Origin of the sequence: Micromonospora sp. NBC_01796, from assembly GCF_035917455.1 — a bacterium.
Classification (GTDB): Bacteria; Actinomycetota; Actinomycetes; order Mycobacteriales; family Micromonosporaceae; genus Micromonospora_G.
This window is the reverse complement of sequence record NZ_CP109078.1, coordinates 172,637-196,751: the sequence shown is the minus strand read 5'-3', so window position 1 is coordinate 196,751 and position 24,115 is coordinate 172,637. Positions and strand designations below refer to the sequence as shown.

The 24,115-nt window shown below is 70.7% G+C and carries 24 protein-coding genes; 12 read left to right on the top strand and 12 right to left on the bottom strand.

What is annotated here, in order from left to right:
* The first annotated feature begins 52 nt into the window (after positions 1-52).
* The 5 genes from OIE47_RS00890 (at position 53) to OIE47_RS00870 (ending at position 4,835) form a co-directional block, all read left to right on the top strand.
* Positions 53-628, top strand: a complete 576-nt coding sequence (locus OIE47_RS00890; RefSeq protein ID WP_326559543.1) for a hypothetical protein — start codon at positions 53-55, stop codon at positions 626-628.
* A gap of 274 nt (positions 629-902) precedes the next feature.
* Positions 903-1,820 carry a pyridoxal 5'-phosphate synthase lyase subunit PdxS gene (gene pdxS, locus OIE47_RS00885; protein WP_326559542.1) on the top strand — a complete coding sequence of 306 codons (918 nt, stop codon included), beginning with the start codon at positions 903-905 and terminating at the stop codon, positions 1,818-1,820.
* 25 nt (positions 1,821-1,845) lie between these two features.
* Positions 1,846-2,451: a pyridoxal 5'-phosphate synthase glutaminase subunit PdxT gene (gene pdxT, locus OIE47_RS00880; RefSeq protein WP_326559541.1), complete on the top strand. Its 606-nt coding sequence runs from the start codon at positions 1,846-1,848 to the stop codon at positions 2,449-2,451.
* Positions 2,452-2,711: 260 nt separating this feature from the next.
* Positions 2,712-3,461 carry a YebC/PmpR family DNA-binding transcriptional regulator gene (locus OIE47_RS00875; RefSeq protein WP_326559540.1) on the top strand — a complete coding sequence of 250 codons (750 nt, stop codon included), beginning with the start codon at positions 2,712-2,714 and terminating at the stop codon, positions 3,459-3,461.
* 192 nt (positions 3,462-3,653) lie between these two features.
* Positions 3,654-4,835 carry a low temperature requirement protein A gene (locus tag OIE47_RS00870; RefSeq protein WP_326559539.1) on the top strand — a complete coding sequence of 394 codons (1,182 nt, stop codon included), beginning with the start codon at positions 3,654-3,656 and terminating at the stop codon, positions 4,833-4,835.
* A gap of 45 nt (positions 4,836-4,880) precedes the next feature.
* On the opposite strand, the gene OIE47_RS00865 is transcribed toward OIE47_RS00870, so the two are convergent.
* The 4 genes from OIE47_RS00865 to OIE47_RS00850 all read right to left on the bottom strand — a co-directional run bounded on the left by OIE47_RS00865 (position 4,881) and on the right by OIE47_RS00850 (position 8,086).
* Positions 4,881-6,785: a LamG-like jellyroll fold domain-containing protein gene (locus OIE47_RS00865; protein ID WP_326559538.1), complete on the bottom strand. Its 1,905-nt coding sequence runs from the start codon at positions 6,783-6,785 to the stop codon at positions 4,881-4,883.
* 187 nt (positions 6,786-6,972) lie between these two features.
* On the bottom strand, positions 6,973-7,590 hold the full coding sequence (locus OIE47_RS00860) for an N-acetyltransferase (RefSeq protein ID WP_326559537.1): 618 nt from the start codon (positions 7,588-7,590) through the stop codon (positions 6,973-6,975).
* Between the two features lie 47 nt (positions 7,591-7,637).
* On the bottom strand, positions 7,638-7,859 hold the full coding sequence (locus OIE47_RS00855; RefSeq protein WP_326559536.1) for a hypothetical protein: 222 nt from the start codon (positions 7,857-7,859) through the stop codon (positions 7,638-7,640).
* Positions 7,856-8,086 carry a hypothetical protein gene (locus tag OIE47_RS00850; RefSeq protein WP_326559535.1) on the bottom strand — a complete coding sequence of 77 codons (231 nt, stop codon included), beginning with the start codon at positions 8,084-8,086 and terminating at the stop codon, positions 7,856-7,858. Before OIE47_RS00850 ends, OIE47_RS00855 begins: the two co-directional genes overlap by 4 nt.
* A 203-nt stretch (positions 8,087-8,289) precedes the next feature.
* Between OIE47_RS00850 and OIE47_RS00845 the strand changes: the two genes are divergently transcribed.
* The 4 genes from OIE47_RS00845 to OIE47_RS00830 all read left to right on the top strand — a co-directional run bounded on the left by OIE47_RS00845 (position 8,290) and on the right by OIE47_RS00830 (position 11,363).
* Positions 8,290-9,174 (top strand): helix-turn-helix domain-containing protein, encoded by an 885-nt coding sequence (locus tag OIE47_RS00845; protein WP_326559534.1) that lies wholly within the window; start codon positions 8,290-8,292, stop codon positions 9,172-9,174.
* Positions 9,164-9,364, top strand: coding sequence for a DUF397 domain-containing protein (locus OIE47_RS00840; protein ID WP_326559533.1), 201 nt, complete (start codon positions 9,164-9,166; stop codon positions 9,362-9,364). Before OIE47_RS00845 ends, OIE47_RS00840 begins: the two co-directional genes overlap by 11 nt.
* Positions 9,365-9,662: 298 nt before the next feature.
* A complete protein-coding gene (locus tag OIE47_RS00835; RefSeq protein ID WP_326559532.1) occupies positions 9,663-9,920 on the top strand; it encodes a hypothetical protein in 258 nt (85 codons plus the stop codon).
* 189 nt (positions 9,921-10,109) lie between these two features.
* The gene (locus tag OIE47_RS00830) at positions 10,110-11,363 is read left to right on the top strand and encodes a hypothetical protein (RefSeq protein ID WP_326559531.1); all 1,254 of its coding nucleotides are present in this window, start codon (positions 10,110-10,112) and stop codon (positions 11,361-11,363) included.
* 67 nt (positions 11,364-11,430) lie between these two features.
* Here OIE47_RS00830 and OIE47_RS00825 read toward each other — a convergent pair whose 3' ends face one another.
* The 6 genes from OIE47_RS00825 to OIE47_RS00800 are packed head-to-tail and all read right to left on the bottom strand — an operon-like array spanning position 11,431 to position 17,101.
* Positions 11,431-12,990: a fused response regulator/phosphatase gene (locus OIE47_RS00825; protein WP_326559530.1), complete on the bottom strand. Its 1,560-nt coding sequence runs from the start codon at positions 12,988-12,990 to the stop codon at positions 11,431-11,433.
* A complete protein-coding gene (locus OIE47_RS00820; RefSeq protein ID WP_326559529.1) occupies positions 12,987-14,348 on the bottom strand; it encodes a sensor histidine kinase in 1,362 nt (453 codons plus the stop codon). Before OIE47_RS00820 ends, OIE47_RS00825 begins: the two co-directional genes overlap by 4 nt.
* Positions 14,345-15,373 carry an ATP-binding SpoIIE family protein phosphatase gene (locus OIE47_RS00815; protein WP_326559528.1) on the bottom strand — a complete coding sequence of 343 codons (1,029 nt, stop codon included), beginning with the start codon at positions 15,371-15,373 and terminating at the stop codon, positions 14,345-14,347. The genes OIE47_RS00820 and OIE47_RS00815 overlap by 4 nt, the downstream gene beginning before the upstream one ends.
* Entirely contained in the window at positions 15,355-15,780 is a 426-nt protein-coding gene (locus OIE47_RS00810) for an ATP-binding protein (protein ID WP_326559527.1), read from the bottom strand. The genes OIE47_RS00815 and OIE47_RS00810 overlap by 19 nt, the downstream gene beginning before the upstream one ends.
* The gene (locus OIE47_RS00805; protein WP_326559526.1) at positions 15,777-16,226 is read right to left on the bottom strand and encodes an STAS domain-containing protein; all 450 of its coding nucleotides are present in this window, start codon (positions 16,224-16,226) and stop codon (positions 15,777-15,779) included. Before OIE47_RS00805 ends, OIE47_RS00810 begins: the two co-directional genes overlap by 4 nt.
* The gene (locus OIE47_RS00800; RefSeq protein ID WP_326559525.1) at positions 16,226-17,101 is read right to left on the bottom strand and encodes an STAS domain-containing protein; all 876 of its coding nucleotides are present in this window, start codon (positions 17,099-17,101) and stop codon (positions 16,226-16,228) included. Before OIE47_RS00800 ends, OIE47_RS00805 begins: the two co-directional genes overlap by 1 nt.
* 317 nt (positions 17,102-17,418) lie before the next feature.
* On the opposite strand from OIE47_RS00800, the gene OIE47_RS00795 reads away from it, so the two are divergent.
* The 3 genes from OIE47_RS00795 to OIE47_RS00785 all read left to right on the top strand — a co-directional run bounded on the left by OIE47_RS00795 (position 17,419) and on the right by OIE47_RS00785 (position 21,709).
* Positions 17,419-19,137 (top strand): ABC transporter ATP-binding protein, encoded by a 1,719-nt coding sequence (locus OIE47_RS00795; protein ID WP_326562961.1) that lies wholly within the window; start codon positions 17,419-17,421, stop codon positions 19,135-19,137.
* The gene (locus tag OIE47_RS00790; RefSeq protein ID WP_326559524.1) at positions 19,134-20,906 is read left to right on the top strand and encodes an ABC transporter ATP-binding protein; all 1,773 of its coding nucleotides are present in this window, start codon (positions 19,134-19,136) and stop codon (positions 20,904-20,906) included. Before OIE47_RS00795 ends, OIE47_RS00790 begins: the two co-directional genes overlap by 4 nt.
* A 314-nt stretch (positions 20,907-21,220) precedes the next feature.
* The gene (locus tag OIE47_RS00785; protein ID WP_326559523.1) at positions 21,221-21,709 is read left to right on the top strand and encodes a DUF3592 domain-containing protein; all 489 of its coding nucleotides are present in this window, start codon (positions 21,221-21,223) and stop codon (positions 21,707-21,709) included.
* 76 nt (positions 21,710-21,785) lie between these two features.
* On the opposite strand, the gene OIE47_RS00780 is transcribed toward OIE47_RS00785, so the two are convergent.
* Together OIE47_RS00780 and OIE47_RS00775 are read right to left on the bottom strand one after the other, a co-directional pair.
* On the bottom strand, positions 21,786-22,469 hold the full coding sequence (locus tag OIE47_RS00780; protein WP_326559522.1) for a response regulator: 684 nt from the start codon (positions 22,467-22,469) through the stop codon (positions 21,786-21,788).
* The gene (locus tag OIE47_RS00775) at positions 22,466-24,073 is read right to left on the bottom strand and encodes a sensor histidine kinase (RefSeq protein WP_326559521.1); all 1,608 of its coding nucleotides are present in this window, start codon (positions 24,071-24,073) and stop codon (positions 22,466-22,468) included. The genes OIE47_RS00780 and OIE47_RS00775 overlap by 4 nt, the downstream gene beginning before the upstream one ends.
* Positions 24,074-24,115 lie beyond the last annotated feature (42 nt).

The window sequence follows — 24,115 nt, the reverse complement described above, 5'->3', positions numbered from 1 at the left end:
CCGGCGGCGTACACGCGCCTCCGGCCGGACGGGATGAGGGAGCCGCACGACGATGCCGCACATGTGGTGGTTGGTGGGTGCTGTCGCCGTGATCGGCCTGATCGCGGTGTACCTGTCCTGGACGGCCGGTCGGGTCGACCGGCTCCACATCCGGGTCGCCTCGGCCGCCCGGTCCCTCGACGCGCACCTGCTGCGCCGGGCCGCCGCCGCGGCGGTGCTGGCCGAGGAGCACCTCTCGGTGGAGCTCTACGCGGCGGCCCGGATCGCGCTCGACGCCGGACCGCAGGAGCGTGAGGCGGCCGAGAACGACCTCACCCGCCAGCTCCGCTTCACCCCGATCGCGGCGGACGACCCGGCCGCCGAGTCGGTGATCGCGGCCAGCCGCCGGCTCGGCCTGGCCCGCCAGGTCCACACCGATCTCGTACGCGACGCGCTGACCGCCCGCCGTCGCCCCGTCGTACGCCTGCTCCGGATGGCTCGCAAGCACGAGCGCCCCACCTACTTCGACGTCGACGACCCCACCCTCCACCCCCTCCCCGCCGCCCTCTCACCACCCTCACCACCATCACCACCACCCCCGCTGCCCCAACCCACCCCAACCCCCGACAACCGCCCCGCCCCCGCCTGACCCACCCCACCCCACCCCACCCCACCCACCCCGCCCCGTCCCCACCCGCCCCGCCCACCCAGAGCCCCGTCGATCTTGCAGTTGTGGTGCCAGGGGATGTGGTGAAAGTGGTGATTCGTCCACGACCACAAGTGCAAGATCGACGGGGTTTTGGGTGGGGTGAGGTTGGGCACAGGGGAGGCCACGGGGGGGTTGATTGGCTGTGGGGCGGGGCGTCGGGCGCGCGTAACATCGGTTGCGGAATGTGAATCCCGCCCCTGAGGAGTGACTGAGCGTGTCCGATTCCGCCGTGCAGCCAGAGTCCGCCAGCCCCGTCGTCGGCAGTGCCCGAGTCAAGCGCGGGATGGCCGAGATGCTCAAGGGCGGCGTGATCATGGACGTGGTCACCGCCGAGCAGGCGAAGATCGCCGAGGACGCCGGTGCGGTCGCGGTGATGGCGCTGGAGCGGGTGCCGGCCGACATCCGGGCCCAGGGCGGCGTCTCCCGGATGAGCGACCCGGACATGATCGACAGCATCATCAACGCGGTCTCCATCCCGGTGATGGCCAAGGCCCGGATCGGCCACTTCGTCGAGGCACAGGTGCTCCAGGCGCTCGGTGTCGACTACGTCGACGAGTCCGAGGTGCTGACCCCGGCCGACTACGCCAACCACATCGACAAGTGGGCGTTCACGGTGCCGTTCGTCTGCGGGGCGACGAACCTGGGCGAGGCGCTGCGCCGGATCACCGAGGGTGCGGCGATGATCCGCTCCAAGGGCGAGGCCGGCACCGGTGACGTCTCCAACGCGACCACCCACATGCGCAAGATCCTGGGCGAGATCCGCCGCCTCGGCTCGCTCGCCCCGGACGAGCTCTACGTCGCGGCGAAGGAGCTCCAGGCGCCGTACGAGCTGGTCCGTGAGGTGGCCGAGACGGGCAAGCTGCCGGTCGTACTCTTCACCGCCGGAGGCATCGCGACCCCGGCGGACGCCGCGATGATGATGCAGCTCGGCGCGCAGGGGGTCTTCGTCGGTTCGGGGATCTTCAAGTCCGGCAACCCGGAGCAGCGGGCCGCCGCGATCGTCAAGGCGACCACCTTCCACGACGACCCGGACGTGCTGGCGAAGGTCTCGCGGGGCCTGGGCGAGGCGATGGTCGGCATCAACGTCGACGAGATCCCGCAGCCGCACCGCCTCGCCGAGCGTGGCTGGTGAACCCGGTAGCAAACGGGAGCGGCAGATGACCACCATCGGCGTGCTCGCGTTGCAGGGTGACGTACGCGAGCACCTGCTGGCCCTGGCCAGCACCGACGACGCGATCGCCCGGCCGATCCGCCGGCCCTCGGAGCTGGACGACGTCGACGCCCTGGTCATCCCGGGCGGCGAGTCCACCACGATGAGCAAGCTGGTCGCCGAGTTCGAGCTGCTCGAACCGATCCGCAAGCGGATCACCGACGGCATGCCGGTCTACGGCTCCTGCGCCGGCATGATCATGCTGGCGACCGAGGTCCTCGACGGGCGACCCGACCAGCGCGGCTTCGACGGCATCGAGATGACCGTCCGGCGCAACGCGTTCGGCCGGCAGGTCGACTCGTTCGAAGCCCCGGTGGAGATCACCGGTGTGCCCGGTCCCCGGTTCGACGCCGTTTTCATCCGGGCTCCCTGGGTGGAGCGGGTGGGTGACGGGGTCCAGGTGCTGGGCCGGGTGACCGAGGGTCCGGCGGCGAACCGGATCGTCGCGGTACGGCAGGGAAACCTGCTCGCCACCTCGTTCCACCCGGAGCTGACCGGGGATCTGCGGGTGCACCAGTACTTCGTGGACCTGGTCCGGGAAGCCACCGCCTGAACCGCTGCGCCGACAAGGTCGGCGGGTGGGAGCACCGCCGTCGGGCCGCGTGCAACGCCACCGCCTGACGGGGTGTGACGGCCGGGCGGGTCGCGCCGGTAGGATTGCCGGGTTCGGCCGGGCAGTCTGCTCCAATCGCCTTCCGCCCAGAGCCGACAGCGGATCTTCACCCGGCCTGATTGTCGCGAAATCGGCGATATCGCCGGGAAGATGAGCGGGCAGTCGACTGTTGACGCGTGGGTTAGCGACGGAGGTAACAGATGTCCGGCCACTCAAAGTGGGCGACGACCAAGCACAAGAAGGCGGTCATCGACGCCAAGCGCGGCAAGATGTTCGCCAAGTTGATCAAGAACGTCGAGGTGGCGGCGCGTACCGGCGGTGGTGACCCGACCGGCAACCCGACCCTCTACGACGCCATCCAGAAGGCGAAGAAGAGCTCGGTTCCGAACGACAACATCGACCGCGCGGTCAAGCGCGGCTCCGGCCTGGAGGCCGGCGGCGCCGACTGGCAGACGGTCATGTACGAGGGCTACGGCCCCAACGGCGTCGCGCTCCTGATCGAGTGCCTCACCGACAACCGGAACCGGGCCGCGACCGAGGTGCGGACCGCGCTCACCCGTAACGGCGGCTCGCTCGCCGACGCCGGCTCGGTGTCGTACATGTTCACCCGCAAGGGTGTGGTGATCGTGCCGAAGGCGGGGCTGTCCGAGGACGACGTCCTGCTCGCGGTCCTCGACGCCGGTGCCGAGGAGGTCAACGACCTGGGCGAGGCGTTCGAGGTCATCTCCGAGCCGACCGACCTGGTCGCGGTCCGTACCGCGCTCCAGGAAGCCGGCATGGAGTACGAGTCGGCCGAGTCGTCCCTGGTCCCGAGCGTCACCATCCCGCTCGAGGAGGACGGCGCGCGGAAGATCTTCAAGCTGATCGACGCGCTGGAGGACTCCGACGACGTGCAGAACGTCTACGGCAACTTCGACATCTCCGACGAGGTCATGGCCGCCGTCGACTGAGCCCCGTCGAGCGGAGTCCGCGTCGACTGATCGATCAAGCAGCCAGGTTGAGCTCACGGCTCGACCTGGCTGCTTCGTTCTGACTCGGACGCGAGGCGTGCTCGTTACCGTCGGCGGGCAATGGGAGCTGTAGGCATTTCGTACTATTAGTACGAGAGGGGGTATTTTGTCTAGCTGCGACTGTGGCGGCCGGTGACCGTCGACCGGGCGGTGGGGTTGAACCGCCAGGCAGACGGGCCCCAGCGGGCCACCCTGCTGGAGCTGTTCCTCGATCTCGTCTTCGTCGCCGCCCTCGCCCTGACCTCGCAGAAGCTCTCCGCCGATCTGAGCTGGACCGGAGCCTTCCAGAGCCTGGTGCTGCTGATGGCGCTCTGGTGGGTCTGGTCCGTCACCGCCCTCACCACCGACCTCTACCTGACCCAGCACCCACCGATCTACCCGATGACCATCTCGGTCATGTTCGGCACCATGCTGATGGCCGCCGCACTGCCGGCCGCCTTCGGCCAGAGCGCCGCCGTCTTCGCGGGCGCGTACGTGGCGATCCACCTCGGCCGCAGCCTCTTCCTCACCCCGGCACTCCAGGGCCGGGAGGTACGCCGGCACGCCGGCCGCTTCTTCTTCTGGTTCCTCGTCTCGGCCGTACCGTGGCTGGTCGGAGCCGTCGTGGCGGGCACCGCGCGCGGGCTGCTGTGGGCACTCGCGCTCGCCGTCGACTACCTGGCGGCGCTGCTGCGTTATCCCACCCCGTGGCTCGGCCGCGTGCCCCGGCCGCAGTACCGGTTGGCGGCCGAACACCTGGCCGAGCGCTACCAGCAGTTCTTCACCCTCGCACTGGGCGATCTCATCCTGGTCACCAGCCTGACGTACGCCGGGACCGGTTTCGCCCCGGACCGGACCGCCGCGTTCGTGGTCGGGTTCGCCAACGCCGTGCTGCTCTGGCAGATCTACGTCCAGCGGGCCGGAGCGCTGTTGCAGGCGGCCATCGAGTCGTCCCGCGACCCCGGCCGCCTCATGCGGTCCGCGCCCTACACCCACCTGTTCATGGTGGCCGGTGTGGTCGTCGCCGCGGCCGGGGCGGAAGCCGTCATCCACCACCCCACCGGGGACACCACTGCGGGCATGGTCGGTGTCGTCCTCGGCGGGCCGGTGCTGTTCCTGCTCGGCCGGGCCAGATTCGAGTACGAGGTGTTCAGCCGGGTGTCCCCCTCCCGGTGGATCGCACTGGTCGTACTGGTGATCGCCGCGCCGATCATGATTCTCGTCCCGCCGCTCGGGATCGCAATCGTGGCCACCCTGGTCCTGACCGGGGTCGCCGTCGCCGACGTCCTCCGGGCACGCGGCCGTCCCCCCGAGTCCCCGTCACCCGCCATCTAGGGGTGGACGGCGGATCGCCCCGCCGTCCACCCGAAGACGCCGCCGTCAGGCGGTGGCGTTCATGAAACGGGCCACCGGCAGGGCGTGGTCGACGATGCGTACGTCACCGAGCCAGCCGTAGAAGCCCTGCTCGATCAGCCGGTCGTAGTGGTACGCGCCGAAGAACCACGGCTCACCCGAGGTCGCCAGGCCGATCGCCGGGGTGCTCGGGTTGCGCAGCAGCGGGGCGCCGTCGACGTACAGGACGGTGTGCTGGCCGTCGTTGACCACCGCGACGTGGAACCACTCGCCGGTGCGCATCTCGTGGCCCCAGTTGGTGGAGATGTCGTTCTGGTTGGTGGGGAAGAACGCCCACTGCAACGCCATCCCGTCCGACAGCGACAGCGTCGCCAGCGGTTCGGCCGGGTCGCCACCGGTCTTGCCGGCGTCGGCACCCGCACCGAACCGGCTGACCACGCTCATCCAGGCGTGGTTGGTCGATTTGGCGTCGGCGGGGAGCTTGACGAACGCCTCGATCGTGTAGCCGCCGGTGAAGGTCATCGTGTTCATCGGCGCGGCGTCGGCCGTACGCAGGTAGGCGCCCCGGGCCGGCTTCTTGCCGCCGGCGAACCGGAGACTCGACCGGGTCGGCTGGGCCGGGTGGTGCTCGGTCGACCAGCGCAGCGCGGTGGCGTCACTGCCGGCGAGGGTGACCCGGGTCAGGTCGTTCCCGTTGCCGGAGAGGTCGTTGACCCGGTATCCATCCGGGACGGTGGCGCCGTCGGTCGCCGACTGGTCGAACCGCCAGTAGCCGACGGTCCCCTTGACCAGCATCTCCTTCACCGGGCGGACCGGCGGCACCGGCACCGGGGCGAAGCCGGCGAACCGGGCCGGGAAGTCGATCGCGAGGCTGAACCGGTCGGCGAGGCCGGTCAGCTCGATCTCACCCTGCTCCAGCGGGTTGCGCCGCTCGGCGGGCTTGCCGAGGATCCACGGCGACAGCGTCTCCACATCGATCGTGTTCCGGGCCAGGTCGAAGTGGTAGAGCCGGATCATCGCGCTGCCGCCGTAGTAGCGGTCCTGGTAGTCGGTGACGTGCACGTGCACGTCGTGCCCGGCGGCGTTGGTGAGCACGGTCCGCCCCGACGGCCAGTAGTGACCGTTGAGGGTCAGGAAAATCTGGTCGCTGTCCTTGACGAGGTTGTCCCAGAGCGACTGGCCGTAGGCCGACAACGTGGCCTTGCCGGCCGCGTCGGCCGACGCGACCTCGTGGGTGGTGAGGATCGCCGGCGTACGCGGGTGCGCGGCAAGAACCTGCTTCGCCCAGGCGATGGTGCCGGCGGAAGCCCGCCAGTCCAGCGCGAAGACGAGCCACTCCCGGCCGGCGGCGCGTACGAGATGGTAGGTGTTGTAGCCGTCGGGGGTGGACCCACCGAACGTGGAGAGCGGGGCGAACCGCGACGGGGGGAAAACGTCGAGGTAGGCGCTCGGCCCGCGCTGGTCGTCCGTACGCGAGTCGATGTCGTGGTTGCCGGCGAGCACGCTGTACGGCATCTTGCGCTTGTCGAAGATCTCGAAGACCTTGCCCGCGGCGGTCAGCTCGGACGCGGCGGCGTTCTCGACCACGTCCCCGAGGTGCGCGGCGAAGACGATGTTGTGCTCCTCGCGCTGGTCCAGGATGTACCGCAGGCTCGCGGTCAGCGGGGCAGGGTCACCCCGGTCGCCGTCGAAGAGATACTGCGTGTCCGGGATGACGGCGATGGTGAATCGGGGGTTCTCCGGGTCGACCTTGCCGTTGCCGGTGGCGGTGGTGCCGGCGGCCTGGTCGGCGGCGAGGGCGGGCTGGGCGGCGACGCCGAGCACACCGGCCGCCGCCGCGCCCGCACCGACCAGACCGGCACCCCGGAGGAACGTACGGCGGCTGGCGGCGCCCGGAACGGGCGAAAGGGAATTATCAATAGGCTCTTGCATGTCAGGGCTCCCAGATGTGACGAAGGCTCGGGCACATTAGGGGCGACAGCTCCGAACGATGATCACCAGTACGGGCAACGCCAGCCGAACGCCGAGTGAAGTATCCGCAGCTACAGCGGCTGCACCCGCCCCATGATCTCGAAGAGTCCGGCCGGCTCCGGCGAGCCGAACCCTCCCGGATCATGGGCTACGGGATGGCGCGCGGATGGCGCCACATGGGCCAGAGGGAGGGGCCTCGGTCGGGCAGGGTGATCCGGCCCTCGCTGACGTAGCCATGCCGTTGGCAGAAGTCGCGGCCAGCCTCGCTCCCCGCGACCAGGTGGGCGGGGACCCGTGCCGCGTCGAGGATCCGGTGCTGGTACCGGAGCAGCGCACTGCCGACACCCCGCGACCGCCGCACCTGGTGCACCCCGAGCCAGCTCAGATGGTGGTGCGGACCGCCCGGATGGTGCCCGCCCAGCGTGGTCTCCAGCAGGTGGAACCGTTGCGCGTACGGGCCGGCGGCGGCGCGCAGGCGGGCGGGGAGGTCGGCAAGGTCGGGCGGTCGGTGGTGCGGGGTGATCCGGGGCAGCCAGAGGGCGGCGGCGGAGAGTTCGGTGGTGACGTGCACCGTGCCGGCCCCGAGGGTGTGCGTGACCAGCTCACCGAAGAGGTCGTAGAGCACGGGATAACGCTGGACCGGGTCCGGCACCAGCCACTGCGCGACCGGCTCCTGCCGGAACACCTCGGCCATGATGTGGCTGATGCCGGAGATGTCGGCGAAGCCGGCCGTACGCAACTCCGGGTCCGATGTGGTGGTGGCCAACACGGTTCCTTCCGGCTCGATACAATGGATGCTTTTTCGTGTACGCACTATTCGCGCGTCCATTTCATGAACCGCTCGAAAAGCTGGATCGGCGTCACGTCCGGCAGGTCCCGAGCGGCACCGGTCATCCAGCCGGCCGCGAACATGGCAAGGCTGATCCGATCAGTGGTGAGGAGAAGGAGAGTGCGGGCCCGCTCGCACGGCCATTCGGCGGCTCCACAGGTGCAGGACCAGGCGGGTCGTACCGCCATATGATCTTCGCTCATCACAGCCCTTCGCTTTCCAGTCGATCGCGCAGGGCGCTTGTCCGTACCCGGAGAAGTCGCTCGCCGAGGCGGTCGCCGTTGCCGGCGATGTGGATGCCGTGCAGGTCACACCAGTCGGGATCGGCGGTCGGGGTCGGCTCGCGGCTGACCCGGACGACCAGTGGTCGGTCGCCGCCCTGATAGTCGTCGCGCTCAAGGCGGATCAGTCGCCGGTGCAGTTCGGGAAACATCGTCCTCGTCTCTCCGCGCAGGGGCACGGGTGGGGAAATGTGGCGTTGGTGAATTCACCCGTGCCCCTGCCGGTGCTCGCCGGGTGGGGGATCGGCGAGTTGCAAAAGATATTTCAGGGAGCCCTTGGCTTGGCGCAATCCCGTGCACCACAATCGACACCGGGGAATGAGGCGCCTAACGCAGCGGCAGAGGGGGACATAACGTGGACGTTGACGAGAGCACCGTCCCGCGTAGGCAACTCGGTAGGTATCTGAGGGAGCTTCGCGACGACGCGCACATCACCGCGACCGCCGCGGCCAAGGCCCTGGAGTGGTCGGTGCCCCGGATCTGGCGGTACGAGACCGGCCAGGTGCCGATGCACCCGAACGACGTCGAGGCGATGTGCCGGCTCTACGGCGCCACGCCGGAGCGGACCGAAACGCTGCGCGGCCTGGCCCGGGAAACCAAGTCACGCGGCTGGTGGCACAGCTACGGCGAAGCGGTGGACGACTGGTTCAAGCTCTACATCGGCTTGGAAGCAGCCGCCGTCAAGCTACGCAAGTACGAAGCCAACGTGATCCCCGGACTCCTCCAAACCGTGGAGTACGTCCGGGAAATCATGGCGACCGACCATCCGACAATGGCTGATCCGGATCGGCAGGCCAAGACGGATGTCCGAATCCGGCGACAGGGGCTGCTGGCCCGAGCCGTGCCGCCCGCGCCGAACCTCGACGTGATGCTGAGCGAGGCGGTGTTGCGCCGGCCGTTGCGCAGTCCGGCGGCGATGGGTCGCCAGCTCGACTACCTGGTGGCGGCTGGGCAGCGGCACAACGTGAACATCAGAGTCGTGCCGTTGGCCAGCGGTATCCAGCGGTGGGCAACCACCGGCAGTTTCACGATCATGGACTTCGCGACCGAGAACGTCCGTGAGCCGGAGCCTTCCACCGTCTACATGGATGGCCCCTGCGGGGCGGTCTACCTCGAAAAGCCCTACGAAATCGCAACCTATGAGGAAGCCTGGCGCTCGCTCACCGAGTTGGCGCTGGATCCGGGAGAATCACAAGAGTTGATCATTGCGACAGCGAAGGAGTTCCACAGTGCGTACTGATGGAGTGTGGCGCAAGTCGACCCGCTCGGGCGGCAATGGTGACTGCGTCGAGGTGGCTGGGCTGCCTGGGGTGATTTCGGTGCGTGACAGCAAGGACCAGGCCGGGCCGGTGCTCGCGTTCCCCGACCACGCGTGGCGTGCGTTCCTCGCCGACCTGCCCCACCAAGCAGACCTGCCCTACGGAAGCTGACCCACCCGTGACGGTGTGCCTCGTGGTACCCGCGTGGGTGGGCGACGCACACCAGTCGATGATCCACGCGCGCTGAGCTGTCGGTGAGGCGGGTCTTTCGACAGCTCAGCGCGCGTGGATCATGGCGGCTGTGGCGATTTGCTGCCCCTCTGGGGGCAGTTAGTCGTCACAGCCCGAGGTGCTGGGTCGTTGATGCCATCGGCGGGTGGGTGGGCGTGGGCGACTAACAGGGCGCTTCAGTTACTTCGCCGCTGGCGCAACCGTTTCTCGACGGCACGGTCTTGGGTAGTCAGGGGTTATGTCGAAGCGCGAGCGCCTTTCGATCAACCGGTTCAACACGTATCCCGCGGCCAGCGGCGGACAACGACTCACAGCGACCGTCGTGGCGTTGGCGGGAGGGACCCTGGCCGGGCTTCTCTGCGCCTGGCTGGCCGTTTCGCTGCTGAGCGGCGTCCACTGGTTGGTGCAGACCCTGGCTTTCGCCATCATCGGTCTCGTCGTCGGCGGTGGGCTGCTCGTACTGCTCGGGCGGCTTCATGTCGCCCGAGAGCGCTGACGCTCCCGGCAGAGACAGTGTCGGGATGTCGACGCCGCTGACTCACGTACGGTCTCGATCGTGGGTGTCCGATCGGATATCTTTCCCGCCACAGGAGCTGATCTGTCCACTCAGGTCCGCGGGGGGACCCGTCCGGCCCGGGTTGGTTGCCGTCTGTCGGGGCGCGGTTTTCCGAGGAGTGCGAGGACTTTGGCGGAAGCGGCGTACCGGAGGTCGACAGGCTGGGACACGTTCCTGCTGACGGCGGCGCTGTTCGTGTTGTTCGTCCTGCTGGCGTTCAGCGAGGAGTGGCTGGAGCCGCTGTACGAATCCAGGGAGATGATCGGTCCGCCGCGTGAGGTACTGCTCCCGGTGGACGTGGGTCTGCTGGCCCTGCTTTTCGGGCTGGGGCTCTGGGCGAGCCGGAGAGGATCCTCGGGAAGGCTTCGCTGGGACTGGTTCGCCGTCGGCTCCGCGTTCCATCTCGGACTCGACTATCTCGTACTGGCGCGGCCGATCGAGGAGCGCGACGGGTCCGCCTTCGTCGTGACCAACTCGGCGCTCTACGCGGTGTCACTGATGGTGATCGGCGCGGCGGTCCTCGGGTGGCAGGGGCTGCCACGGTTCCGGCCGTCCGGAGGTGGCCGCGACGGTGGGCCCGTTGTCGACTTCAGCCTGATGGTGCCGCTCGTGCTGGGTACGTTCGCCGCCTATCTCGGCGCGGAGTACTGGGACGTCCTGTACACGCAGTACTGGAACGAGTTGCACAACTACTCACCGGGGGAGGCGGGTTCGCCGCCGCCACAGTCGCCCGTCGACCACGAGTACTTCGCCCAGGTCAGCCAGGTGATCCCGCTTTTGCTCATCGCCATCGGATTCGAGGCGCGGCACTTCCACCGGCACGGGCGGTCGCCCGTCGGTCGGGCGGCAACCATCGTGACGGTCCTGATGCTCTGTGTCGCCGAGGCCATGGTGCTGACCGTGCTGCCCAACGCGGACCCGACCAAGACCGTGGCCGCAGGCTGGCACGAGTACGCCGCCTTCATGATCAGCATCGAGGCGTGCCTCATCGGCCTGGCAATGCTGCTGTGGGCCCTGATCCCGAAACGGGAGCCCATCGCCCAACCCGCCCCGCCCACCACTTCAACGCCTCCCGCGCCGACGCCTCCCACCAGCAGCGTGCCGCCGCCCAGTGCCGGCATTCCGGGGCCGTCGGCCGGCCCGTCGCCGGCATCGCCGGTCAGCACGACCCCCGCCGTCGACCACAAGCCCGGTCCGACCGAGCGCCCAGCGGCCTCCCCAGCACCCGACCACCGAACCCCGCAGCGTGCCGTCCCGCTCATCTCGACCCGTAACGCAATAGCCGTAGCCCTCCCCTCGGCCGCCCTCGCCCTCTCCACCGCCCTGGCCCTCGCCGCCCTCCTCCGCCGCCGCCGGCACCGCCCCTCCACGCGTCGATCATGAAGTTAGCGCGCCGCCGAGGCCCTGATCGCGTACCTAACTTCATGATCAACGGCGTGATCCGGGAGGGTCAGTGGCGGCGGAGGGCTACTACGGCTATGTCGTCGGTTATTTCTGGGGGGGCGAGGTTGGTGAGGAGGCGGCCGCAGAAGTGGTCGAGGTTGGCGTCGACCGGGGCGGCGGTGGCGGCGAGGGCCAGCATCCGGAGGTCGATGTCGATGTCGCGGCGTTCGATCAGGCCGTCGGTGTAGAGGACCAGGGTCGCGCCGGGTGGGAGGACGAGTTCCAGGTCGTCGGGGCGGTTCGCGCGTACGCCGAGCAGGGTCGCCGTGTGCTCGACGAAGGTGGTGGCGCCGCCTTCGGTGACCAGCAGAGCCGGCAGGTGGCCGGCGCTGGCGAGCCGGATTCTGCCCGTGTCGGGTTCGAGGGTCAGCACGCAGAGCGTGGCGAACTCGCCCGGCAGGAGCGTACGCACGAGTTTGTCGACCCGCGCGACGATGGCGCCCGGCGGATGCCCCTCCACCGCGTACGCCCGGATGGCGTGCCGGAGTTCGGCCATCACGGTCGCCGCGTGCAGTGAGTGGCCCGCCACGTCGCCGATCGCCACCAGGAGCCTGCCGTCGATCATCGCGAGTTCGTAGAAGTCGCCACCGACCTCGGTCTGCGCGCTCGCCGGCTCGTAGCGGACCGCGAGATCCAGGCCCTCGATCCGGGGCAGCGTACGGGGCAGCAGGCTGCGTTGCAGCGTCACCGCGATCCGGTGCTCCTGGTCGTACGAGCGCTGCGCCTCGACCGCCGCGGCGAGCGCCTGCACGAGCTGACTGAGCACGATGGACTCGGCGGCCAGGGCCGAGTCCGGTACGGCGATCTGCACTCCCGGCCGGTCGTCGCGCAGTCGCGCGGTGGCCACCGCGATCCGCTCCTCCGCCCCGGTGAGCAACGGCCACGCGGTGGGCGGTTCGGTGCGCAGGGCGACGCCGACCGGAACCGGACTCGGGTCGACCGGCCACGACTGGATCGTCACCGGGGTGCCGGGCTCGGTGGTGGTGGCGATCAGCCGTTCGCCGTCGGTGTTCTGCGCGGCGACAACCGCGCCCGTACCGAAGATCTGCGCGGCCCCGGCCACGGCTGCGGTGAGGAGCTGGACCAGGGTGGGGGCGGAGTTGACCGCGAGCGTGGTCTCGGCGAGCCGGGCGAGGCGGGCGGCGAGCAGCTCGGCCCGGCGCCGGGCCCGGTAGTACCGCAGCGCGGCGTGGGTGGTGGCGATCAGCTCGTCCGGCTCGATCGGCTCCACCAGGTACGCGTCCGCGCCCCGGGTGAGGCCCTGGATCCGGTCCCCGACGTCGACCGCGTGCGCGGACACGTGGATCACCGGCCGGGACGCCCAACGCGGATCGGCCTTGATCCGTTCACTGACCTCGAACCCGGTCATGTCGCCGAGCCGCACGTCGAGCACGATCAGGTCGACGTCCTCGTGCTCCATCCGGGCCAGCGCCGCCGCGCCGCTGTCGGCCTGGATCACCGTGAACCCGGCCCGGGTCAGCCAGCTCACCAGCAGGTAACGCTTCGCGGCCCGGTCGTCGACGACCAGGATCGTGGCGTCGGATGCCCTCTGGTCCGGCGCGGTCATGGCATCGGTCGTACGGGTAGACGGACGGTGAAGGCGCTGCCCGCGCCGGGGGTCCTCTCGACGTCGAGGGTGCCGCCGAGCAGGGTGGCCAGCCGGCGGGCGTAGGGGAGCCCGAGCCCGGTGCCGCCCGGCGACCGGCCCGGCACCTGGTAGAACTCCTCGAAGATCCGTTCCTGAAGTTCGGGTGCGATGCCGATGCCGGTGTCGCTGACCCGCAGCGCCCAGGTCTGCCCGTCGTTCTCGGCGGTCATCCGCACCTCCCCCCGTTCGGTGAACTTGAGCCCGTTGTGCAGCAGGTTACGCAGCACATGGGTCAGCAGGACCTCGTCCGAGCGGATCACGGCCGACGGGTCGGGCTCGACCACCACCAACTCGACCTCGGGCCGGGTGGCGAGCGCGCGTGCCGTACCGCGCAACTGGCCGAAAACGGCCCGGAGTTCGATGTCGGACCAGGTCGGCTCGATCGTGCCGGACTCCGCCTTGGCCAGGTCGAGCAGGTCGTTGACCAGCGCCAACAGGTCGACCGCCGAACCACGGATCAGCTCTATCTGTTGCTGCTGCTCGCCGGTGAGCGGATCCGAGGACGGGTCGACCAGCAGCCGGGACAGCCCGATCACCGCGGTCACCGGCGCCCGCAACTCGTGACTGGCGTTGGCCAGGAACCGGGTTTTTGCCTCGCTCGCCGCCCGCAACCGCACCGAGCGGTCCTCCAACTCGGCGTGCAGGGCGACCACGCCCCGGTTCGTCTCGTCGAGTTCCTCGGAGAGCTGGGTGTAGAGCGCCAACACCCCCTGGTTGGTCTCGCTGAGCTCGTCGTTGAGCCGGGCGAGTTCGTCGCGCTGGGCCCGCGCCTGCTCCAGGGCCGCGAGCAACTGCTCGTTCTGCTCGGCCATCTCGTCCAGCGGCGTACGGGCGACCGAGGTGCCGAGCTTGTCGCGTACCACCGCCAGTCGGGCGGGAGTGAGCGGACCGGCCGACGCGGGGATGCGCCGGGACATCCGGATGACCGCCGTCGTCCCGTCCTGCCGTACCGCGAACGTGTCGACGAGCCGGGCCACGGCCAGCGCCTGCGACAGTTCCCGCTGGGACGTACCGGCCGTCACGCCGGTGGTGACCTCGATGACCAGTACCGCCTCCGCGTCGACCTCGACCGAGAACACCACCTCGCTGCGGGTCGGCGTACGGACGGCGCCCAGCAGATAGCGGCCGATCTCGCTCAGCGCGGTGGCCAGCCGTACCTGGTCCTGGTGCTCGAAACCGACGGCGGCGGCCACCTCCCGGCCGCGTTGACGCACCACGAACACGTCCGACTCGGTACGCAGCGCCATCCGCAGCAGCGGTGTGCCGGTGTCGGTCATGGTCGGGTCCGGGCGACGAGTACGCAGGCATCGTCCCGGCGTACGCCCGCGTCCCGCAGCAGTGTCGCGGCGATCACCTGCGGGGAGCGGCGTTGCAGCCCCGGATAGTCCGTCAGCCGCCACCGGTCGGTCACCCCGTCGCTGTGCATGACCAGGTTCGCGTCGTCCGGCAACGGATACTCGAAGTCGCGTAACGTCCGGCGCTGGTGGCCGACGATTCCGGGCAGGGACACCAGTCCGCGTCGCTCATCGCCGTCCGCCACGAACCCGGCGATGTTGCCGAGCCCGGCGTACCGGACCAGGTTGGCGTCCGGGACGAGTTCGGCGACCGCGGCGGCGGCACCACGGGTGTGGGAGATCGACCGGTGCAGGTACTCCAGGACCGCCGACGGTGGCCCCACCGGGGCGGAGTGGAAGGCGTGTACGGCGGCCTGCGCCGCCATCGCCGCCAGCGGCCCGTGGCCGAGCCCGTCGCAGACCAGCACCTGCCGCCGACCGTCGACGACCCGTACGGCGTACCCGTCGCCGCACGACTGCTCGCCGGTCATCGGGCGGCTGATCCCGGCGGTCCAGATCGGTTCGGGCTGTTCCGCCGGCCAGACCCGGGCGACCGTCACCGTGCCCCGGCCGGGCGTCGAGAACACGTCGACCCAGGTCGACTGCCGCAGGATCGCGCCCAGTCCGATGCCGAGCGAACCGGCGGTCGAGTGCCCGTCCCGCGACGACTTCGCCACGTCGGCCATGCCGGGGCCGGAGTCGACCGCGACGAGTTCCACCCCGGCGATCTTCTCGGCCCGTGCCGGGCGGATCAGGAGCAGCCCGTCGTCGGCGTGCTTGACCAGGTTGGTGGCCAGTTCGGTCACCACGATCGCGAGCGCGTCGACCCGGCCCTTGTCCAGGCCGACCCGCACGCCGAGTTGTTCGGTGGCCCGCCGGACCGTACCGATCGTGCCCGGCTCCTCGACCCGGAACCAGACCCCGTCGTCGGTCAGCCGGTCGTCGCCGTTCACGTCGACCGGGCCCACTTGGTGATGGTCACCCTGGTGCCGCGACCGGCCCCGGTGTCGATCTCGAACTCGTCGACCAGGCGCCGGGCTCCGCTGAGCCCCAACCCGAGCCCACCGCCCGAGGTGTAACCGTCGGTGAGAGCGAGGTCCAGGTCGGCGATGCCGGGGCCGTCGTCGGAGAACACGACCCGTACGCCCCTGCGTCGACCGCTGTCGACGAAGCTGACCTCGGCGGCCCCGCCGCCGCCGTACACGAGGGTGTTCCGGCCGAGTTCGCTCGCGGCGGTTACCAGTTTCGTCTGGTCGACCAGGGACAGCTTGACCGTGACGGCGGCGGTGCGGACGAGTTGACGTACCCGGACCACGTCCCCGTCCGAGCTGATCGTCACGACCTGGGCGGTGCCCGGATCGGAGCCGCCGGTCACGGGGCGGTCGGTGTCGGTGTGTCGAGGTCCGGGCCTCCCGGTAGCGCCCAGACGTCCGCCGGGTACGGGTCGACCTCGTACGCCGCCTCGTCGGCCCGGGAACGGGCCAGCAGTTCCATGCCCCGCTCCACGTTCAGCGCGGTACGGATGCCGTCCAGCGACAGTCCCAGCTCGACCAGGGTGATCGCCACCGCGGGTCGCATGCCGACCACCACGGTCTCCGCGTCGAGCACCCGGGCGATGCCCGCGATGGTGGAGAGCATCCGGCCGACGAACGAGTCGACGATGTCCATCGCGGTGATGTCGATGATGACCCCGTGGCAGCCGGTCGCAACGATCCGGTCGGCCAGGTCCTCCTGGAGGGCGAGGGCCGTCTGGTCCTCCATGTCGACCTGGATCGAGACCAGGAGCAGGTCACCGATCTTGAGGACCGGTACCCGGTCCATCAGGCGCTCCGGTGGCCGGTGGCCACCGCGCCGGTCGCCCGCCGGGACGCGTCGATCATCCGGAGCGCGTGCCGCAGCGCGTCGGCGAGCGTCGACTTGGTGGCGATGTCGCCGAACTCGATGCCGAGCGCCACGATGGTCTGCGCGATCTGCGGGCGGATGCCGGAGATGATGCACTCCGCGCCCATCAGCCGGGCGGCGACCACGGTCTTGAGGATGTGCTGCGCGACCTGGGTGTCGACCGCCGGCACCCCGGTGATGTCGATGATCGCGTACGGGGAACCGGTGTCGACCAGGGTCTGCAGGAGCCGTTCCATGACAACCTGCGCCCGTGCCGAGTCCAGCGTCCCGACCAGCGGAATCGCGACCACGCCGTCCCAGAGCTTGACCACCGGGGTGGACAGCTCCAGCAGTTGCTCGGTCTGGTCGGCGATCAGCCGTTCCCGCGACTTCGTGTACTGCTCGAAGGTGAACAGGCCGAGTTGGTCCACCACGGTCGACGCCGCGACGAACGCCGTCAACGTCTCCCGGTCACCGGCGCGTACGTCCAGCACGTCGAGCAGCGCGTCCTTCAGCGCGAACACGCTGACCGCGGTCTCGGTGGCGGTGAAACCCTGCCGGGCCCGGGTGCGGGACAGATCCGCGAGCGTGGCCCGCAGTCCGGCTGCACTCTCAACGGTCAGGTCGAACTGGCCGTAACCCAGGGTGGTGGTCAGGGTGCGGTGCAGTTCCTGCACCTCCTGGCGCAGCTCGGCCTCGGTCATCCGGCCGCGCAGCGATGCGGCGGCGATCTCCGTCCACCGGGTCACCAGATGCTCTGCGTGCTTACTCAGCAACGCTGCGAGACGACTGCTCTCGTCCGCCGTGATTCCCATGTTTCCTCCCCAGTTACCGGCCGGCTCGGCCCCTCGCCGGTCAGGCCGGTGGACTGTATCACCGGCGACGGACACGCCGGGTGGGTCGACGACAGGGCGGTGGCCTGCGGAAGTTGACCTTTCCGAATGGCCCGGTTCGCGACCGGAACGGCAGCGGTCCGGGTGACGCGTGCCCCACCGCCGCGAGGGCACCGAAGCGGGGTCCGCAAAGCCCATAGGGTACGAGGATGGCCCACTCGTACGAGGATCCCGGGAAGCCGGACGTACGCGGTCCCGGGCGGTACCTGTGGTGGCTGGTGACCAGCCAGTGGCGGCGGGTGATCGCGGGTGCGTCGCTGGGCACGGTGTGGATGGTCTGCCTGGCGCTGCCGCCGTACCTGCTCAGCCGGGCGATCGACGACGGACTGCGGCCCCGGGACACCGGTGCGTTGGTCGGGTGGGTGGCGGCACTGTTCGGCGTCGGGGTGCTGAACGGCTTCGTCGGCATGCTACGGCACCGGACGATGACCGGGATCCGGATGGACGCGGCCTTCCGTACCGTGCGGGTGGTGGTCGGTCAGGCGACCCGGCTCGGTGCCGCGCTGCCCCGGCTGGTCACGGCCGGCGAGGTGGTCACCATCGGCATCGGTGACGTCTGGGTGATCAGCCGGGTGCTGACCCTCACCGGTCCCGGCGTCGGGGCGGTGATGACGTACGTCGTGGTCGCCGCGCTGCTGCTCTCCGTCTCGCCGCTGCTCGCGGTGGTGGTGCTGCTCGGTGTTCCGCTGCTCGCCGTGCTGGTCGGCCCGCTGCTGGGACGGTTGCAGCGGGTCGGAATGGTGTACCGGGAACGGGAGGGCGCGCTGGCCGCCCGGCTGGTCGACATCGTCGGCGGCCTGCGGGTTCTCGGTGGCCTCGGCGGCAAGCGGTTGTACGCCGAGCGCTACCGGCAGGGCTCGCGGACGTTGCAGGCCGACGGCTACCGGGTCGGTGCGGTGACGAGCTGGATCGAGGCTCTCGGGGTCGGCCTGCCGGCGATCTTCCTCGCCGGGGTGACCTGGCTGGCCGCCCGGACGGCCGCCGCGGGCGACATCACCGTCGGCGAACTGGTCGCCGTCTACGGATACGTCGCGGTCCTCGCCGTGCCGGTGTACTTCTTCATCGAGGGCGGGCTCGACCTCAGCCGTGGCCTGGTCGCCGCCCGACGGGTGATCCGCTTCCTGTCCATGGAGCCCGGCTCCACGGTTCCTGCCGCAACCGTGGGCCCGCCCGAGGCACCCGCGGTGCTGCGCGACCCCGTGTCCGGTGTGGAGGTGGCGCCGGGGCGGCTGACCGTACTGGCCGGAGCCCGCCCGGCGGAGACCGGGACCGTCGTCGACCGCCTCGGCGGTTTTGTCGCCTCGGACGTGACCTGGGGAGGGATCCGCCTCGACCGCCTCGACCCGGCCCGCGTACGGGACCGGATCCTGGTCGCCGAGAACGAGGCCGACCTCTTCTCCGGCACCCTGCGCGACATGATCGCCGGCCGGTGGGACCGGAACGACGACACCATCATGCAGGCCGTGTACGCCGCCGTGGCACAGGACATCGTCCTCGGCGCCCCGGACGGGCTCGACTCGACCATCGACGCGCAGGGGCGCAACCTCTCCGGCGGTCAGCGGCAGCGGGTCCGCCTGGCGCGGGCGCTGCTGGCCGACCCGGAGGTGCTGCTGGCGGTCGAACCGACCTCGGCGGTCGACGCGCACACCGAGGCCGCCGTCGCCACCCGGCTGCGGGCCGCCCGTGCCGGTCGCGCCACCCTGGTCACCAGCACGTCACCGCTCCTGGCCGACCAGGCGGACATCGTGTACCACCTGGTCGACGGGCGGGTCGCCGACGCCGGCACACACCGGGAACTCCTGGCCGGCTCCGCCGCGTACCGCCGGTTGGTCTCCCGCGACGCACCCGACGAACCGTTCGCGGCCGGTCCGGTGGATCCGCCCGACGAACCGCTCGCGGCCGGTCCGGGGGATCGGTCCGACGAGCCGGGGTTGCCGAGCCAGCGGGTGATCCGGTGACCGCCCCGGCGGAACCAGCGGGCGGCGGGCTGCCGGTCGCCGAACCGGTACGGGTACGCCGGGCGGCGCTGCGGCTGATCCGGCGCGACGGACGTGTCTTCGCCGCCGTCATCGTGCTGAACGCGCTCGCCGCAGCCGCCGGACTGGTCGGCCCGTGGCTGCTCGGGCGCATCGTCAACACGGTCGAGAGCGGCGGCGGGGTGGCCGCGGTGGACCGGATCGCCGTTGCCATCCTGGCCTTCGCCCTGGTCCAGGCGGTGCTGACCCGGTACGCCCGCTACCTCGGCCACCGCTTCGGCGAGCGGACCTCGGCCCGGATCCGGGAGCAGTTCGTCGACCGGGTCCTGACGCTGCCGACCTCGGTGGTGGAGCGGGTGGGCGCCGGTGACCTGACCGCCCGGGGCACCACCGACGTCGCCATCGTCGGCACCACCCTGCGCGACGCCGGGCCGGACGTGTTCATCGCCGGCATCCAGGTTGTTTTCATCCTCGGCGCGCTTCTTGTCCTCTCCCCGCCACTCGGTGCCTGCGGCCTGATCGGGCTGCTCGGCATCTGGCTCGTCAGCCGCTGGTACCTGCGCCGCGCACATCCCGCGTACCTGGTCGAGGGGGAGGCGAACTCGGGCCTCGCGGAGGTGCTCGCCGCCACCGCCTCCGGTGCCCGTACGGTCGAGGCGCTGGGACTGCAACAACGCCGGATCACCGCCTGCCTGGAGGCGATCGAGCGGTGCCGGCGTACCCGGATGCGGACCCTGTTCCTGCGCAGCGTGCTCTTCCCCGGTACGGACATCTCACAGACCCTGCCGGTGGTCGGGGTGCTCCTGCTCGGCGGTGTGCTGTACGGCCGGGGGGAGGTGAGCCTCGGCACGGTCGTCACGGCAGCGCTCTACCTGCGGCAGATGACCAGTCCGCTGGACACGATCCTGGTCTGGGTCGAGCAGTTGCAGAGCAGCGGTGCCTCGTTCGCCCGGGTCGAGGGTCTGGACCGGATCGCCCGACCGGCGCCTCCGACGTACGCCGAACCGGCCGACGACCGGATCGAGGTGACCGGTGTGCACTACGCCTACGACGGCGTACGCGACGTGCTGCACGGCGTCGACCTGACCGTACGGCCGGGCGAGCGGCTGGCCCTGGTCGGGCCCTCCGGTGCGGGCAAGTCGACCCTGGGCCGGTTGCTCGCGGGTGTGGACCGGCCGCGTACCGGCGGTGTGACCGTCGGCGGGGTGCCGATCGTCGACCTGCCACCGGAACGCCTTCGCCGCCAGGTTGTCCTGGTCACCCAGGAGCACCACGTGTTCCTCGACTCGTTGCGGGACAACCTGCTGGTCGCGTCGGCCGGGGCGGGTGACGGGGAGTTGCGCGCCGCCCTCGCCGCGGTCGGCGCCGACTGGGTCGACGACCTGCCCGACGGGCTGGACACCGAGTTGGGCGAGGCCGGTCACCGGCTCGACGGGGCACAGGCCCAGCAACTCGCGCTGGCCCGGGTGGTGCTGGCCGACCCGCACACGCTGATCCTGGACGAGGCGACCGCGCTGCTCGACCCGACCACCGCACGCAACACCGAGCGGGCGCTGGCCGCGGTCCTCGCCGGGCGTACGGTGATCGCGATCGCCCACCGCCTGCACACCGCGCACGACGCGGACCGGGTGGCGGTGCTGGAGGACGGTCGGATCTCCGAACTCGGCACCCATCACGACCTGGTGGCCGCCGACGGTGCGTACGCCGCACTCTGGAACTCCTGGCACGCCGAACGAACCCCGTCCTCCTGAGTGGACACCCGGCCTTCCGGTGGTGGTGGACCCTTGACACCCTGTCGGATCGTTGTGGTGAATCTTGGATGGGTGCCGACGGACGGGCGGGTGTCAGGTGGGCCGGAAAAAGCGGGTGACGGGTAAGCCGCCGCCTTCGACAGACCCGCGGGGCTGGTGGTGACCCGGCTCGGCAGCCGGGAGGCCGCCCGGCGACGTGCGGGAACCAACAGCGGTGGCCCGTCGTCAGGAGTCGACCACTGATGGGCCGGAAGTCGACGAGGCCCGCCCGCGCCGGGTCGGCGGACCGGCGGTCCAGGATCCAGATCGGTGGCGTGTCGGCAGTCGTGTTGCTGTTGGGGTTGGGGCTGGCCATCACGACGGGGTCGTACAAGTGGCACCTCGCCCAGAAGTCGGAGCGGCTCCGGGCCGAGGGGATACCGGTTGCCGCCACGTTGTCGGACCGTCGGGACACGATGGGACGCGGCGGCGGCACCGACACCGTGAAGGTCACGTACCTGTACCAGGGCGAGCTGTACACGAAGCGGATCCTGTGTGCCGGGCAGACCGGCTGTCACCGCGATCCCGTACGGGAGAGCACCGTGTGGGTCGACCCGGATCGACCGGAGGAGTTCGTCGCGGCCAACGGGAACACCGACGACTCGGTCTTCTTCTTCAACTCCTGGGGCGGGATCCCGTTCGGCCTGCTGCTCGCCGTGCTCGGCGGTATCGGCCTGGTCGTCGTCCTGTGGGGGGACCAGCTCCTGGCTCGATCGGCACGGAAGCGGCGCAAGGGCGGCGGCGAGCGACACGACCCGGCCTGACGGAATCCACACTGGCAACCGCGTGACGCAGGCGACCTGGAGGAGTCGGTGGTGAAGGGGAGCTGACCGGGCGGGGCTAGGTCGGGCGGTACTCGACCTCGGGGCGGCCGGGGGTGCCGTACCGGGAACTGCGGCTCACCCGGCCGGTCCCGACCAGGTGTTCGAGGTAGCGGCGGGCGGTCACCCGGGAGGTGCCGGTCCGGGTCGACACCTCGGTCGCCGACAGTCCCGGCTCGGCCCGCAGCACCGCCAGGACCGCGTCCAGGGTCTCCGTGCCGAGCCCCTTGGGCAGGGTGTCGGCGTCCGCGCCGCGCAACGTGGCGAACATCCGGTCGACCTCGTGCTGGGCCACCACCGTGCCGTCGGCGAGAGCCTGGCGGCGGTATTCGGCGTACCGCTCCAGCTTGTCGCGGAACGCGGCGAAGGTGAACGGCTTGAGCAGGTAGTGGGTGACCCCGAGGGCGACCGCGGCCCGGACCATGGTGAGGTCCCGGGCCGAGGTCACGGCGAGCACGTCGGTGCTGCTGCCGGCCGCCCGCAGGGCCCGGCAGACGTCCAGGCCGTGCAGGTCGGGCAGCCGGAAATCCAGCAGTACGAGGTCCACGCCGTCGCCACCACCCGCGCGCAGGGCGGCCATCGCGTCCCGGGCGGTGTGCACGACCCCGACCACGGCGAAGCCGGGCACCCGTTCGGTGTAGGCGCGGTGGGCGTCGGCGAGCAGGGGCTCGTCCTCCACGACCAGCACCCGGATGGTGGTCACGTCGGGGACTCCCGGGGGATCGGTAGCCGGGCCGGGATCGGCAGCCGGACGCTGAACAGCGTGCCACCTGCGGCGGGACGGCTCACGTCGACCTTGCCGTCATAGCGGGACACCACCTGTCCGACCAGCGCCAAACCGAGTCCCCGGCCGGCGCTCTTGGTCGACCAGCCCCGCCGGAACGCGTCCGTGACCTGCGCCGGGTCCAGTCCGGGGCCGCTGTCGGCGACCCGTACGGTCACCTCCCGGTCGGTGGCGCCGACGAAGACCCGGACCTGTCGGGGCGGTTCGGTGCCACCGACGGCTTCGAGGGCGTTGTCGACCAGGTTGCCGACGACGGTGAGCAGGTCGCCGATGGGCAGCGGGTTGCCGTCGAGGCGGGAGTCGGGGTCGACGACCAGGTCCACGCCCCGTTCACCGGCCTGGGCGGACTTGCCGAGCAGGAGGGCGGCCAGCGCCGGTTCGGTGACCGCGCCGACGACCCGGTCGGTGAGTTGCTGGGCGAGGGTCAGCTCGGCGGTGGCGAGCTGCACCGCCTCGTCCGTACGCCCCAGCTCCACCAGCGTCAGTACGGTGTGCAGCCGGTTCGCCGACTCGTGCGCCTGTGCCTGGAGTGCTTCGCTGAGTCCGCGTACGGAGTCGAGTTCGCTGGCCAGGGTGCGCAGCTCGGTGTGGTCGCGCAGGGTCAGTACGGTCCCGACCGCCCGGCCGCCGAAGGTGGTGGGCCGCTGGTTGGCGACCAGGACCCGGTCACCGGCGAGCATCGGCTCGTCGTGTGCGGGTCGGCCGGAGATGATCAGGTCGGCGACGGACGGGGGGAAGCCGAGCTCGGCGACCGGGCGGTCCTGCACCGGTTGCGCCCCGGTGAGCCCGAGCAGGCGCCGCGCCTCGTCGTTCATCAGGGCCACCCGCCGGTCCGGGGTGAGTACGACCAGCCCCTCCCGTACCGAGTGCAGGACGGCGTCGTAGTACTCGTACATCCGGGTGATCTGGGCCGGGCCGAGGCCATGGGTCTGTCGGCGCAGGCGGCGGCTGAGCAGCCAGGATCCGGCGGCGGCGAGGGCGAGTGCGGCGGCGGTGGCGAGGGCGAGGGCGGGTGCCTGGGCGAGCAGCTTGCGGTTGATCGCCTCGGTGGTGATGCCGACCGAGACCAGGCCGATGACCGTGCCGCCCTCGGCGCGTACCGGCACCACCGCCCGGACGGACTCGCCCAGGGTGCCGATGTTGATCGTGGTGAACGCCCGGCCGGCGAGCGCGGGTTCGATCTCGCCGACGAAGGGGTGACCGATCTGTGCCGGGTTGGGGTGCGAGTAGCGGGTGCGGTCGGGTGCCATCACCACGATGAAGTCGGTCCCGGTGGCCCGGCGGGTCGATTCCGCGTACGGCTGGAGGGTGGCGGCGGGGTCGGGGGAGCGCAGTGCGGTTGCCACGTCGGGGGACCGGGCGACAGCCTCGGCCACCGCGAGCACCTCCTCCTTGGCGGCGTCGCGTACGTCGGCACGGGCGAGCAGCACCGCCCCGGCCATGCCGGCCACCACCAGGAGGGTGACGACCAGGACCTGCAGGGCGAAGAGCTGGCCCGCGATGCTCCATCGTCGTCTGGACATGCGCACCAGTGTTCCCTGTGTGACGGGTCCGGCGCTTGACGA